Origin of the sequence: Sedimentibacter sp. (assembly GCF_032080165.1) — a bacterium.
Classification (GTDB): Bacteria; Bacillota; Clostridia; order Tissierellales; family Sedimentibacteraceae; genus Sedimentibacter.
The window spans coordinates 21663-36777 of sequence record NZ_DAMASY010000014.1 but is presented as its reverse complement, the minus strand read 5'-3'; the positions used below and the strand labels follow the sequence as shown (position 1 = coordinate 36777).

At 35.4% G+C, this 15115-nt stretch carries 15 protein-coding genes; all 15 read right to left on the bottom strand.

Features of this window, described 5'->3' with window-relative positions:
• Positions 1-34: 34 nt before the first annotated feature.
• On the bottom strand, positions 35-865 hold the full coding sequence (locus RT412_RS15695) for an HAD family hydrolase (protein ID WP_313340841.1): 831 nt from the start codon (positions 863-865) through the stop codon (positions 35-37).
• 59 nt (positions 866-924) lie between these two features.
• The gene (locus RT412_RS15690; RefSeq protein ID WP_313340844.1) at positions 925-2748 is read right to left on the bottom strand and encodes a peptide ABC transporter substrate-binding protein; all 1824 of its coding nucleotides are present in this window, start codon (positions 2746-2748) and stop codon (positions 925-927) included.
• Between the two features lie 180 nt (positions 2749-2928).
• Entirely contained in the window at positions 2929-3900 is a 972-nt protein-coding gene (locus RT412_RS15685; protein ID WP_313340846.1) for an oligopeptide/dipeptide ABC transporter ATP-binding protein, read from the bottom strand.
• The gene (locus RT412_RS15680; protein ID WP_313340848.1) at positions 3893-4912 is read right to left on the bottom strand and encodes an ABC transporter ATP-binding protein; all 1020 of its coding nucleotides are present in this window, start codon (positions 4910-4912) and stop codon (positions 3893-3895) included. Before RT412_RS15680 ends, RT412_RS15685 begins: the two co-directional genes overlap by 8 nt.
• Positions 4913-4924: 12 nt before the next feature.
• A complete protein-coding gene (locus tag RT412_RS15675) occupies positions 4925-6004 on the bottom strand; it encodes an ABC transporter permease (RefSeq protein WP_313340850.1) in 1080 nt (359 codons plus the stop codon).
• 19 nt (positions 6005-6023) lie between these two features.
• Positions 6024-6938 carry an ABC transporter permease gene (locus RT412_RS15670; protein WP_313340958.1) on the bottom strand — a complete coding sequence of 305 codons (915 nt, stop codon included), beginning with the start codon at positions 6936-6938 and terminating at the stop codon, positions 6024-6026.
• 368 nt (positions 6939-7306) lie between these two features.
• The gene (locus RT412_RS15665) at positions 7307-8743 is read right to left on the bottom strand and encodes an aminoacyl-histidine dipeptidase (RefSeq protein WP_313340852.1); all 1437 of its coding nucleotides are present in this window, start codon (positions 8741-8743) and stop codon (positions 7307-7309) included.
• A gap of 10 nt (positions 8744-8753) precedes the next feature.
• Positions 8754-9263: a signal peptidase I gene (lepB, locus tag RT412_RS15660; RefSeq protein ID WP_313340854.1), complete on the bottom strand. Its 510-nt coding sequence runs from the start codon at positions 9261-9263 to the stop codon at positions 8754-8756.
• A gap of 22 nt (positions 9264-9285) precedes the next feature.
• Positions 9286-10314 (bottom strand): membrane dipeptidase, encoded by a 1029-nt coding sequence (locus tag RT412_RS15655; protein WP_313340856.1) that lies wholly within the window; start codon positions 10312-10314, stop codon positions 9286-9288.
• A 136-nt stretch (positions 10315-10450) separates the two neighbouring features.
• A complete protein-coding gene (locus RT412_RS15650) occupies positions 10451-11548 on the bottom strand; it encodes a Xaa-Pro peptidase family protein (protein WP_313340859.1) in 1098 nt (365 codons plus the stop codon).
• A gap of 81 nt (positions 11549-11629) precedes the next feature.
• Positions 11630-12778, bottom strand: coding sequence for an FAD-binding oxidoreductase (locus RT412_RS15645; protein WP_313340861.1), 1149 nt, complete (start codon positions 12776-12778; stop codon positions 11630-11632).
• Positions 12768-13049 carry a (2Fe-2S)-binding protein gene (locus RT412_RS15640; protein WP_313340864.1) on the bottom strand — a complete coding sequence of 94 codons (282 nt, stop codon included), beginning with the start codon at positions 13047-13049 and terminating at the stop codon, positions 12768-12770. The genes RT412_RS15645 and RT412_RS15640 overlap by 11 nt, the downstream gene beginning before the upstream one ends.
• The gene (locus RT412_RS15635; protein ID WP_313340867.1) at positions 13049-13540 is read right to left on the bottom strand and encodes a 4Fe-4S ferredoxin; all 492 of its coding nucleotides are present in this window, start codon (positions 13538-13540) and stop codon (positions 13049-13051) included. Before RT412_RS15635 ends, RT412_RS15640 begins: the two co-directional genes overlap by 1 nt.
• A 12-nt stretch (positions 13541-13552) precedes the next feature.
• The gene (locus RT412_RS15630; protein WP_313340870.1) at positions 13553-14635 is read right to left on the bottom strand and encodes an NAD(P)/FAD-dependent oxidoreductase; all 1083 of its coding nucleotides are present in this window, start codon (positions 14633-14635) and stop codon (positions 13553-13555) included.
• Positions 14632-14937: a (2Fe-2S)-binding protein gene (locus RT412_RS15625; protein WP_313340872.1), complete on the bottom strand. Its 306-nt coding sequence runs from the start codon at positions 14935-14937 to the stop codon at positions 14632-14634. The genes RT412_RS15630 and RT412_RS15625 overlap by 4 nt, the downstream gene beginning before the upstream one ends.
• Between the last annotated feature and the right edge of the window lie 178 nt (positions 14938-15115).

Here is a 15115-nt window from a genome sequence, read left to right as displayed (position 1 = left end):
TGACAGATAGAAATATGTACAAAGCTTTTATATTTTATTTCAATTTAAATAATTCCTTCAGCTCGTGATACACTCCTGAATTGTTATTGTCAAATTTCGAAATTCTTTTTGCTGCCTTTTTAATTTCTTCGGTTCCATTGACCATGGCAATGCCCATACCCACATTTTTTAACATTTCTATATCATTATTATCATCACCTAAGGCAATAATATCTTCTGGTCGCATATTTCTTTGTTCTGCGTATTTCCTTAAAGAGTACCATTTGCAGCCCTCAAGATGCAAAAATTCTAATAATGCGTAATTTCCTAAATTTCTGTTAAAAATTGTATTGTAATATTTTTGGTTAGTCATTTCGATACCAAAATCACTGAGTTTATTATATTCATCAAAGTAACAAACCGATAAAATCTTATTGGTACTTACGGGATCAAATTTTATCAGTCTGGCTCTGTTATAGTCTTTTTTAATATAGCCTGAATATTCTGTTTCAAATTCTTCTTTTTCATATATTATATCATAGCCGTTGTCGTATTCATCTACATGTATAAAAGGATTTAAATTTCTTTTTAAACCCTCGTTATATATTTTTTCGAAAAATAATGGTTCGAGATAATTATAATTTAAAACCTTATCATTATGAGACTGTCTCACCACTGATCCGTTATTTGATAATATTACGGGATTTAATTTATTGATTGGTTCAATCAGTTTTTTAGCCATATAATAATTTCTGCCTGTGGCTATTACTATTTCGATACCTTTTTTATGTAATTCATTCAATATATATATATTCTTATCATTTATTTGTTTTTCATCATCAAGAAGTGTTCCGTCTAAATCCGAAACAATCATTTTGTATTTCATAAAACACACCTCAATACAATAACAAAAAGGGGCAATGCCCCTTTCTTGTATAAAATTAATTATTTTGCTGTATAAGCATACATGAAATATTTAAATCCTAATGGACTTGCAAATGCACCTTCAAGCTCCGGACTCATCATGAATATATCTGTGTAGTAATAAATCGGGCAAGCAGTGCCTGTTGTCATAAGAACATTTTCAGCTTCATGCATTAAAGCAAAACGTTCTTCAGGATCTTTAGTTGTTTTTACTTCATTGATTAGCTTATCATATGATTCTGCCCATGTTTTGCCTGATTCACCCTTGTAAGAGTAACCAGCATAAGTCGCATGTTCTCCTCTGCCAAGTTGTGAGTCGTTGTTTCCACTGTTTGTAATCCACATATCCAAGAATGATATAGGATCATTGTAGTCACCTAACCAGCCGTTTCTTGCAACTGAATAGTTACCATCTTTTCTTGTGTTAAGGAATGTGCTCCATTCTTGTTTATCAATAGTCATATTGATTCCGTATTGTGCAAATGTAGCCTGTAGGTTAACAGCTATAGCTTCATGGCCTGTTCCTTCATTTGTTAAATATGCAAGTGTTGGGAATCCTCCTGAAACCTTGCCATCATCACCAACCGTAAATTTACCTGAAGATTCAGCAACCTCTCTCAATAAAGCAACCGCTTCTTCTGTATTTGCTTCATAATCATCAGGATCTACACTGTAATATCCTGCTCCGTCTCCGTTAGGGCCGTTTTTTGCTACAAATTCTGTTTTTCCGTCAGGTTCTGTTAATCCGATAGGAACATAACTATTAGCCGGTTGCTGTCCTGCCTGACCAATTTCTTCAACTATATAATTTCTGTCAATCATAAGTGAAAGAGCTTTTCTTATTTGTGCTTTGTCTGCTTCATCAAAAGCTGCAAATGCTTTATCATTTACGTTAAACGCAACATAGTAAGTTCCCAATTGACCTGCTATAAAGAATTCATCCGGATAATTTGCTTGTAACGCTTTAATTTCATCATTCGGAACTTGGTCAATAAATAAGTATGATCCGTTCTGATAATTAGCTAATGTTGAACCATCATCATCATTAAAAGCAAATCTGATTTCATTAGTTTTTACAGCATCTGCATTGTGATAAAATTCATTCTTCTGCATTACCAATTCACTTTGTGAGAATTCAACAACCTTGTAAGGACCGTTTCCTATGTAAGTTCCAGCTACTGTAGCCCATGCTTCATTACCTTCAACTACAGATTCTTTAACAGGCATATAGGCCGGGAAGGCGCATAATTCATGGAAATATGGTGCATCAACAGGTAATACAACTGTCAATGATTTGCCGTCTTCAGATGCTGTTACATTTAATTTAGCCCCTTCAACTCCGTCAGCAACGTCAGCATAGCCATCGATAACATCAAACATATATCCATAGTCAGCAGCTGTTTCCGGATCAGCCGCTCTGTTCCAAGCATATACGAGATCATGAGCTGTTAAGTCTGAGCCGTCATTCCATTTAAGACCGTCTTTCAATTCAAAAGTGTATGAAACCATGCCGTCTGCAGTTTCTTCAGGTGCAGGTAATTCTTTAGCTAAATCTGCATAAAGCTCTAATCCTCCATCGGCTTTTTGTCTGAAACCTACTAATCCTGCAAAGTTATGGATTATATAAGTCGCACCATCAACTGCACTGTTAAGAGCCGGGTCAATAGTATCCGGATATGCACCAACATGTAGTGTCATGCTTTCAGCAATTTCTGCCGGTTGTTCACCTGGTTCATTTGGTTCATTTGGTTCATTTGGTTCTGCCGGTGGTGTAGTGTTATTTCCACATGCTGCTAAAGAAAATACCATCAATAGCACCAACAGAATAGATACGATTTTTTTCATTATTAAAATCCCTCCAAATTTTAAATTTATATTAATTATAAAAATTAATATCACATTGAGTAAAGCTTTGAATCTCTTTAAGCTTTTAATTACTGAATCTCGTCTATCAAATATGTAAAATTCACTCCGGTATTCCGACAATAACGGAAATACCGGGTAAATTGAATTGTCATCTGTTTCTTATACGTTTATACATGCTACATGATGACCAGGTGCAATTTCTCTTAATTCCGGCTTAACTTCCTTACACTCGGAAGTAGCTTTTTTACACCTTGTTCTGAACGGACATCCGGAAGGCATGTTAAGCGGACTCGGAACATCTCCTTCAAGAAGAATTCTCCTGTGATTCCTTGCATATTCAGGGTCAGGAACAGGAACTGCAGACAATAAGGAAATAGTATACGGATGCAGAGGATGATCGTATAATTCATCAGCCGGTGCCAATTCCATCATTCTTCCCAAATACATTACGGCTATTCTGTCTGAAATATGCTTTACAACCAACAGGTCGTGCGCTATGAATAAATAGGTTAAATCTAATTTGTTTTGTAAATCCTCAAAAGTATTAATTATCTGTGCCTGGATAGAAACGTCAAGAGCTGAAACGGGCTCGTCACAAACAATGAATTCGGGTTCAACAGCTAATGCTCTCGCAATACCGATTCTTTGTCTTTGTCCGCCTGAAAACTCATGTGCATAACGAGTTGAATGCTCACTGTTGAGTCCGACTATACTCATTAATTCATTAATTCTATCCTCTCTTTCGGCTTTTGTTTTGAAAAGCTTCAATACATCTAACGGTTCTCCTACTATGTCACCGATAGTCATCCTCGGATTAAGTGATGAATACGGATCCTGAAATACCATTTGTGCATTTCTTCTTAAATAATTTATAGATTTCGGACTCTCAATCTTTTGTCCGTTAAATATTATTTCTCCGCCTGTAGGCTTATACAATTGTAATATGGATCTTCCTACGGTAGTCTTTCCGCAGCCGGATTCGCCAACAAGACCTAAGGTTTCACCCCTTTTAATATTGAATGATATATCATCAACTGCTTTAAGCGGTTTGCTCTTTAATAAACCTGTCGGAATATCGAAATATTGCTTTAAATTTTTGACCTCAAGAAGATTGTTTTTTTCTTTATTCATGATCATACATCTCCTCTACTTCTTTTATATTTAATGTCTGGTTCTCAATTCCATCCTTAATATTCATCCAACAGCTTGAAAAATGAGTTTCGCTGATTTCGATTTCGCCGGGATTTTTGTAAAGACATACTTTCATTGCATTTTCACATCTCGGTGTAAACGGACATCCGTCAGGCATATTTAACAGGTCTACCGGATTTCCTCCAATCGGATGAAGGCGTTCCTTGCTTTGAGCATTAGGAATTGATTTTAGCAGTCCCTTTGTATATTCATGCTTAGGATTGTAGAATATGTCATCAGATGTACCTCTTTCAGAAATTCCACCCGCATACATTACTATTATTTCATCACACATGTCCGCTACTACTCCTAAATCATGTGTAATAAGAATTATAGCCATTCCTAACTGTTTCTGCAAGTCTTTCATTAAATCAAGTATTTGCGCCTGAATAGTAACATCCAAAGCTGTAGTAGGCTCGTCTGCTATTAATATATCCGGCTCACAGGCCAAAGCCATGGCAATCATAACCCTTTGTCTCATACCGCCTGAAAATTCATAGGGATACTGACTGATTCTTTTTTCTGGCTCGTTTACACCCACAAGCTTAAGCATTTCAATTGCTCTTGCTTTAGCTTGTTCTTTATTTCTTTTTGTATGAAGCATAATAGCTTCCATCAGCTGATCTCCAATAGTGAAAACAGGGTTTAAGCTTGTCATAGGATCCTGAAAAATAATACTTATTTTATTACCTCTGACGCTCTGCATAGCTTCTTTGCTTGAACCGACTAATTCCTGTCCTTTGAGTTTTATGCTTCCGCTTACAATTCTGCCTGGATTAGTTAGAATCTGAAGTATGGAGTATGCTGTTACGCTCTTTCCCGAACCTGATTCTCCAACTATTCCCAGTACCTTTCCTTCTTCTAAATCGAATGACACTCCATTAACTGCTTTAACCTCTCCTGAAGAGGTAAAAAATGAAGTATGCAAATCCTTTACTGATAATAAACTCATTCTATTCCTCCTCTACTTCTTTAATTTAGGGTCAAAGGCATCTCTTAAACCATCACCCAACAGGTTAAAAGAAAGTACTATTAACCATATACTGATTGCCGGTATTACAAGTCTATAAGAATAACTGTAAATACCTGAAAGTGCATCTGAAGCTAAAGAACCCAAGCTTGGCATCGGTATGGATACACCAAGACCAAGGAAGCTTAAAAAGCTTTCTGTGAATATAGCCGTAGGTATCTGTAAAGCGGTTGATATAATTATTACACTCATAGTATTGGGCAATAAATGCTTCTTAATTATTCTTGATGGCTTAGCTCCGATTGATTTTGCTGCCAATATATATTCCTGCTGCTTTATTGATAATATCTGTCCGCGTACAAGCCTCGCCATGCTTACCCAGTATAATATGGCAAATACTATGAAAATACTTATCATATCGGTACCTATCTTAGCCAATGCAGTACCTTCTATAGAAGGAGCTAATGTCTGCTTCAGTACTACAGAGAATAAAATTATCATAAGCATGTCCGGTAATGAGTAAATAATATCTACGATTCTCATCATAAAAAGGTCGACGCGCCCGCCGAAGTAGCCGGCTATGGAGCCGTAAACAATACCTATCATCAGTACTATTATAGCAGCAAAAAATCCAACTAACAAGGAAATTCTTCCGCCGTATATAACTCTGATTGCATAATCTCTTCCTGATGAGTCTGTTCCGAAAATATGCGGGAACACTTTTTCGCCGTTTGCAATTCTTTCAAGCTCTGTTTCACCATATTCAAACGGCTTTAAATTATTATAGGTTTTATCTATTCTTTTTCCTTGCGTTACCCCTAACTGTTGTTCATATGTGTAGGGATAAACCATAGGTACAAAGGTAACTATCAATGCAATTAATATTATTATAGACAATGAAGCCATTGCAATCTTATTTTTTCTTAATCTCCTCATCCCATCTCTAAAGAATGTGGTGCTTTCACTCATTCTGACCTGCTGCAGCTTTTCCTCATCCGTTGCTTTTTCGAAATCCTTTAAATTAAGCTGAAAGCTGAGTAAATTCTTTTTTGGCATAGTGTCTTGATTATTCATATGTCATTAACCTCCATTTCTACGACAAATCAATTCTTGGGTCAAATACCTTGTAAAGGATGTCTGTTATAAGCATCATTACTATTACAAGTGTCGCCAAAAATATTGTTGTACCCATTATCATTGTGTAGTCACGGTTTATAATGCTTGAAACGAATTCTTTTCCGAGCCCCGGTACCGCCAATATTTTTTCGACTACTAAGCTTCCTGTTACTATATAGGCAATCATAGGACCTGCATACGTGATAACAGGCGTTACCGCATTACGCAGAGCATGCTTGAATAACACCTTAACAGGCTTTACACCCTTGGCTCTGGCTGTTCTTATATAATCCTGACCAAGCACATCAAGCATGCTTGACCTCGTCAAGCGGATGATGTATGACATCGGATATAAACTGAGGGCTATTATAGGCAATACCAAGCCCCCCGGCTCATTACCGTTGGCGGGAAAAATTTTTAAATTCACACAAAATATCAAAAGTAACAACGTCGCTATAATAAACGAGGGCATAGCCACCATTGCCGTAGAAATAAACATGATAACCCTATCCAATAATTTATTATGGAAAACCGCTGCAATTGAACCGAATACTAAACCGAGAACAATAGCCGACGCCGCTGCGGTTCCTCCTAACTTTGCGCTGACCTTAAATCCGTTTAGAATAACCGTAGTTACATCCCTGCCCCTTTGCTTAAGCGATGGACCAAAATCAAACTTAACAACGCCTTTTAAATATGTTGTGTACTGTTCGCTTACCGGCTTGTCTAATCCGTATTTTGCTTCCAATGCTGCCGTAACGGCGGCACTCGGCGATTTTTCACTTAAGAAAGGACCTCCTGGAATACTGTGCATTGTAAAAAATGTAATAGTTATTATTAAGAATATAGTAATAACTGCAAGGGCTAACCTTTTACAAATATATAATGCCAATTTTGAACTCATTATAATACCTCCAAATATAATTACAGAATTACTAAGAAGATTTCCCTTTTTGACAAATCCTTTACCACATTTTGAATATCCTCTTACAATTAATGTGTAAATCATTATAACACAACAAAATTCATATTTCAATATTTTTTATTATTATGCTCTCAATGAATATTCATGTAATAGAAATCGTTTTTTTTAACACTGCAAACGCATTCAGATATTAAGCTTACCATATTTCAGAACACGTTTGCATCTGAAACAATTGTATCTATATACATATTTTCTCATTTTTCACAAAAATGCAAACATTTTTTTGCATTCAAAAAACCTGTTTTGTAAATAATACACGAACATTTTTTTACGACTTATTTAATTGTTTCAAGGATGTTTATCAATAAATTATATACATTTTCTACGGATTTTATGTCTACATGCTCATTTGGCGAATGAGCATCAAAGGCATCAGGTCCTAAGGATATTGCATCTAATCCACTGATTTTCTCCATTAAAAGTCCGCATTCAAGTCCTGCGTGTATTGCCCCTACTTTCGGTTCTTTTCCATATGTTTCTTTATAGCTTTTTACACAAATGTCTCTTATTCCCGATTTTTCTTTAAATTCCCAACCGGGATAGTATCCGGAAATAAAACATTCTATTCCCAGGCTTTCTCCTATTTGCGCCATTACAAAAGCCAAGTTCTCTGTCATCAAAGATTTTACTGAGCTTCTTGCCTGATTATGTAGTGTTATATATTTATCATCCTGAGTAATAACTCCAAGATTATTAGAGCTTATTACAAAGTTAATAACCGTACTTCTTGACAATGGTCCGTTCGGAATCAGATTTATGGCAGAGACAACCTTTTTAAATACATCTCTGTCTAATACTGCCGCTTCTTCATTCATATTTTCAAGAATAACTACAATATCAGAATCAGTCGTTATATATTCATTTTTTAAAATTTCATTCCATAAATTCACTTTATTTTTCACTTTTTCTATATTGTTTGCAGCAATATATGCATTAGCTTCTCTTGGTATTGCATTGCCTTTTGAACCGCCTGTTATATTTATCAAATCTATATAATCATATAAATCATAAAGGATTCTGCCTAATAATTTATTGGCATTTCCTTTTTCTTTATGAATATCCGTACCTGAATGACCTCCCGATAAACCTTTTACACTAAGCTTGCAGCAATTCTTCTTTACTTCCTGATATTTGACCGGAATTTTAAATTCAATTCCACATCCGCCTGCACAGCCGCATGTAAATACTCCTTCTTCCTCGCTGTCTAAATTCAAGAGATACTTAGCTTTAAAAATACTTCCATCCACCTTGTCAGCACCTGTCATACCCTTTTCTTCATCTGAAGTTATTAAAACCTCAAGTGCCGGGTGTGATAAGCCATCTGAATCCAAAATGGATAATGCATAAGCAACAGCAATACCATTATCCGCACCTAAGGTGGTTTCGGCTGCATAAATACATCCATCTTTTATTCTTAATTTTATAGGGTCTTTACTAAAATCATGCTGAACCCCTTCGTTTTTTTCGCATACCATGTCCATATGCCCCTGCAGCATAACAACAGGCGCATTTTCATAGCCTTCTGTTGCAGGTTTTTTAATAATTATATTTAAATAATCATCCTGTATAACTTCCCATCCCTTAGATACGGCTAAGTTATATAAATAGTCCGAAATCTCTTTTTCATAGCCGGAACATCTTGGTATCTTAGAAATTTCTTCAAAATAATAAAATACTTTTTCCGGTTTTAACCCTTCTAATACTCTTTCCATATTTACCCTCCTACTCTACTTTCCCTATTCTGTTAAATGGGAAAAATCTAAAAATTACATTTCCGATTATTTTGCTTTCTTCTATATACGGGTTTTTCCAATAACGGGCATCATAGGAAAGAGGTCTGTTGTCACCAAAAAATAAATAATGATTTTCAGGAATATTAAATATCTTCGATATGCCTTCAGCTTTAATTGCATATGGCTCATCTAACTTCTCTCCGTTTATATAAACACTTCCGTCATTTTTTACTTCCACAGTTTCTCCGGGTAAGCCAATCAATCTTTTAACAAGACGTTTTTCTTCTAATTCATCAGATTTGAAAACTAATATATCTCCTCTTTTAGCATCCTTTATATCAAATAATTCGTTGACATATAATCTATCTCCGGGCACTATTGCTGTTTCCATTGAACCTGTAGGAACTGTTACTAAAATAAAAATAAATTTATTTAATAACAATACAATAACCAAAGCTATAATAACAGGTATGACCCACTCCTTGACAAAATACTTCATTGCTTCACATCCATTCGTTTAATTATTGCAGTACATCATTAAAAACCCGCAAAAAGTTTCCGCCTATAATTAATTTCGCGTCATCTTCTGATATACCTCTTTTTAAAATTTCTTCAGTTAACAACACCGCATCAGCATGAGAGCTTAAGCTGTCACTGTTGAAAGGTTCAAACTTAAATTTCATTTCGCTTTCATAATAATTGTTACATAAATCAAAGCCGTATCCTACGTGAGAAGCTCCAACTAATTTAACCATGTACTCTATGTGATCAGCCAACTTCTTAATAGGATCCTCATCATCACTTACACCGGCAATATTTTTATACGCATTTATTCCTATTACACCATTTCTTCCTGCAATTGCTTTTATTTGTTCGTCCGTAAGATTACGCATTCTTCCATGTAAGGCTCTTGCATTGGAATGAGAAGCAATAAAAGGTTTATTGGTAAATTTAAGTATATCCCAAAATCCTTCATCATTTAAATGGCTTACATCTATAAGCATATTCAATTCTTCCATTCTTTTTACTGCCTTAACTCCAAATCTTGAAAGACCGCCTCTTTGTCCCTCTTCCACAGAATTAAAGCTGCAACCGTCTGCAACATAGTTTCTCCTTGACCATACTAAGCCTGCAGCCCTTACTCCTAATTCGTAAAATATTCTTAAAAGTCCTATATCATTACCTATTGGATCTAAACCTTCAAATGATAATATAATTCCAATTTTATTTTCTCTTATACAATGATTCAGCTGATTTTTTGATTTAATTAAAACAACCTCTCCGTCACATGTTTCTATATCTTCCATCAAAGCTCTGATTTGTCCTAATGCAACTCTTAATCCCATTTCCGGCAAAAATATATCATCCATAAATAAAGATGATACTATGATGTTAAAGCCGCCATTTTTGAAATTTTCAAGGTACCTGTTCTTAATTACTTCTTTTTCTCCGGCTAAATATCTGTTATATATTTCTCCGGCTAAATCTAAATGAGTATCTACAACCACATTGTTTTTATGCAAGCTTATAGCAGCATTTTTAAAGTCCATCTATTTCTCCTTACTAATTAATATATAAATTAATTATAAATAATATATGAAAAATTTACAAGCTTTATTAATTATACTGTTTTAATTATTAAAGGATTTGCAGAAACCACAAATCCTTTAATTCATTAATCATAAATTATACGTTTTTAATTATTTTAATTTCCTTAGATGCCTTATTTAAAATTTCGTTACCGTTTTCTGTTACTGCAACAATGTTTTCTATTCTCATACCAAATTTGCCTGCTATGTAGATACCCGGTTCAATACTGAATACCATTCCTTCTTCAAGATATCTTTGATTGCTTTTCTTTATGTCCGGAGCCTCATGAACTGAATATCCGATACCGTGCCCAAGACGAGTGAAGAAATACTTTTCATATCCGGCATCTTTTATAACGTCTCTTGCCGCTTTATCTACTTCAGGTATGTATGCTCCTTTAACAGCAGCCTTTTCTCCTTCTTCCTGAGATTTAAGTACTATTTCATAAACCTGTCTTTCCTCCTCAGTGATATCTCCTACGAACACAGTTCTTGACATATCCGCGCACATACCATTATACTTGCATCCCCAGTCTAAAATTATTATGTCTTTTTCCTGTATAACTCTTTGGTCCGAGTTGTAATGAGGATAGGATGAATTGGGTCCTGAGCACACCATAGTAAATCCTTCATCGGCACCTTTTTCTTTGAAAATTTCGTTCATCTTTCTTGCTATGTCAGCTTCCTTTATGCCCGGTTTTATAAATTTTAATAATTCTTCATAGGATTCATCAGTTATACGAGCTGCCATTCTTAAATCATTAAGCTCATTTTCATCTTTTATCATACGCATTTCTTCAAGAAGAGGTTTCCCGTTAACAAATTTAACATCTGTTGTCTCCATTATCTGAAGAACAATGAAGGCCCTTTCTGTTGAGTTAACTGCAATTGTTTTTCCAATAAGGTCATTTTCTTCAAAGGCTTTCTTAACCGTATCGGTAAATACATCTCCGTCAAACCAACCGTAGACTTTTATATCCGGTCCTAATACCGCCTGTACTTCATCTACAGTCAGCAAATTACAAATATAAAAATATGTTCCGTCCTTTTTAATTATTAATGCCTGGAATCTTTCACATAAATGTGTGTTATGGTCCATTATAAATTCCATTTCCTCTGATGGTGCTATAAGCATTGCATCAATATTTTTGTCATGCAAAATTTTTACTAACCTGTCAAAATACTTTTTTCTCACTTTAAACCTCCCTTAATCATTAATCATTAATTTGCGATTATTATATCAAATATTTATAAATGCCACAAGGTTAGGGCATCTTTATACCACTGATGGTTCCAAAATCAAATTACCGGTTTTAAATCTGTTTAAATTTAACATACTTACATCTATCGTAGGTTTTTCTCCTAAAATCATTTCAGACATAACAACTCCTGTTACCGGTCCAAACATAAATCCATGACCACTGTAGCCGACAGCAAGATAAAAGCCTTCAACATTTTCCGCTTTATCGTAAATCGGTTGCTTATCAGGAGTCATATTATATAGTCCTGCCCACTGTCTCACCATTCTCAGCTGCATGATAGGCGGCAGAACTTTTTCAATTGTTTTAGCCATTTCTTCGGCAAAATGCCAGCTTGAAGTAATTCTCAAATCCCTTGGTTCGTTTTCATCGCCTCTACCCATTATAAAAGAGCCCTCAGGTGATTGCTGAATATAAAAATTAAGTGCGAAAGACATAACCATTGGACCCTGCATCGGCTCAACAGGCTCTGTAACAAGAATCTGATGCCTCTCTGAATAAACAGGTATATCCAATCCAATCAAATCGCATAGTTTTTTAGAATATCCGTTTGTTGCGTTTACTACGATGTTTGTTGAAATATAACCTTTATTTGTTTCAACACCCACTACTTTATTGTTTTCAACCTTAATATCAGTGGCTTCAGTAAATGTATAAAACTCTACTCCTAATCTTTTAGCTGCTCTGTAGAATGCATCCGTAGTTTTAAAAGGATTTAAAAATCCGTCTTTTTTACAAAAAGCAGCACCCTTTAATACATCCGTATTCAGGTATGGTACAATTTCCTTGGCTTCCTGCAAGGTTAACATTTTAGAAGGAATGTCCAAGCTGTTCTGAAGTTCTATATTCTTTTTAAATTGAATTAATTCCTTTTCAGTATCTGCAACAAGTAAATATCCCTCTTGTTTAAATTCTACATCTCTTTCATATTCTAAAATTTCATTGGCGCGCTCATAGAATTCTATGCTTTTCTTTGCAATTTTGCAGTTCATTTCAGTTCCCCACTGCATTCTGACTCCTGCTCCGCATCTTCCTGTCGAACCGCTGCAAATGTAGCTTTTATCTATAACAACAATATCCTTTACACCCTTTTTAGCCAAATTATAAGCTATTGAGCAACCTGATATGCCGGCTCCTATAATAACAACTTCAGCTTTATTCTTCATGCTTTTTTCCCTCCTGTGCTATTAATCCTAATTTTACTCCCACAACCGGAGGTCTTGTAGTTTGAAATTTTATATCCTTTATATTTTGACCTGTCATATTTGCAATTTCTCTCATCACAAGCTGTCCGCACGTTTTTCCCTGACATGGTCCCATTCCAATACGGGTTATTCTTTTTATTTCATCATATGTTACATAACCGTCGTTAATTAAATCCCTTACTTGCTTTAATGTAACATCAGAGCATCTGCAGATTATTGTATTTTCATTCATCACTTTGCCTCCACTTTAATATTTCTTAAATCATATAAGTAATCTCTGTCAACTTCCACAGTAACAATCGGAGTTCTGTCAAATGATTTAGGATTTAATACACCAACAATCTTCACATCGGTTATGTGTCGCCCTTCTCTGTCTAGTCCCATAACTGTATCTCCAACCTTCGGCAACGGCAAAAATTCATATGGTATTTTTATTATGACAGTAGTTTCAGATTTAGAACCATCAACTATCATAATTGCCAGTCCCGGACATTTTGTCAAACAAATTGCACAGCCGGTACAATTATCTGAAGTAACAGCAGGTATGGTATTTATATCTTCACCTATATTTATTGCATCAAATTTACATGCGGTTTCACATGGGTTACAGGGTATTTCCTTATAGCATTCTATAACCGCAACCGGTCCCTTGTTAATTCTTTCTATAGAAGGGAATTTACCCATTATCATTTCTTTACTTGGTATTCCAGTTTTCTCGAACATCATATCCTCCTGCTATACTACTATTTGTTCAATGCCTGCTAATATATGCTTGCCTACAGGTCCCGAACGAAGCGCATCTAATTGTTTTACGAAGTCATTTTTTCTTTCATCAAAATCTTCTGTCTTATATCCTATTTTTGCAGCTGCACAAAGACCTGCCAGGTATCCTTCTACCATAGCTGCACTTGCTTCCTCAACACCTGTTGTATCTCCTGCCGCAAATACATTTTCAATTGTAGTTTCATAATTCTCATTTCTTACGGGAACAAATCCGCTCAGCTGAGGAACATATTTCATTTGACATCCCCTCATGGCAAGAAGCTCGTTAAGCGGAGTCAATCCTACCGAAATACACATAACATCAACATCGAATTCTTTTTCGGTTCCTTCTATGGGTTGGAATTTATCATCGACTTGGCATATTACCGCTTTTTCAATAAAGTCCTTGCCTATGGCTTCTTTTACCGTATGTGATGTTAAAATCGGTACGCCCATTCTTCTTATTTTTGAGGCATGAACCAGATAACCTCCTATTTTAGGAGCGGCATCTAATATTGCAACTACCTCAACACCTGCCTGCATTAATTGATAGCTTACTATTAAACCTATATTTCCTGCACCAACCATTAAAACCTTGTTCCCCGGTTTAACCCCGTGAACATTCATCAAGGTTTGAACAGCACCTGCTCCGTAAATTCCCGGAAGATCATTGTTTGGAAAAGCCAATGATTTTTCAAAAGCTCCCGTTGCTGCAACTACCGCTTTAGCTGAAATTTTGAAAAAATCATCTTCCTTATGAAGTGCAGTTATAACACCGTCTTCATACATTCCCACCACTGTGGTATCTGTTAATATCTCAACGTTTTCCTTATGCTTATCAAGTTCATTCAATAAAATCTCGGGAATATCGATTCCTCGTGTCGATGCATATTGTTTTTCAGAGCCAAAAAACATATGTGTCTGCTTTACTAATTGACCGCCTAAATATTTATTTCTTTCTATTATTAAGACCTTGGCACCGCTTTTAGCTGCACTGATTGCCGCACATAAACCGGCAGGACCTCCACCTATAATAACTAATTCTGCCTGTTTCATACTATCACTCCCTTGCCTTCTTGAGTTTCAACTATCATTCCTTCTTCAAGATCAGTTACACATGTTTTTACATTTGCGATACCGTTAACAGTCATCAGGCACGATGAACAATTTCCTATGGCACAGTAAAAACCTCTTGGTCTGTGTAAAAACAAGCTCTTGCCAAGTACTTTAACTCCTGCGGCATGAAGTGATGCAGCTATGGTTTCACCTTCATATCCTTCAATTTTTTCACCGTTAAAGGTAAAATTAATTTTCTTATCTTTTTTAAATTCCAATATAGGATGTTCTTCAATTCTCATCATATCACTCCCATTTAAAGATTTCTAAATTATTTAAGCAATTTGCATGCCAAAATAAAAAAACTAATGAAATTCCAAATTTAGCTTCATTTTCTTCATTAAAATTCGCATAATTTAAGAGTTCATTGCAAATGACATATATAAGCTTTGTTTTTGTATTGTCCATTTTTTGACATTA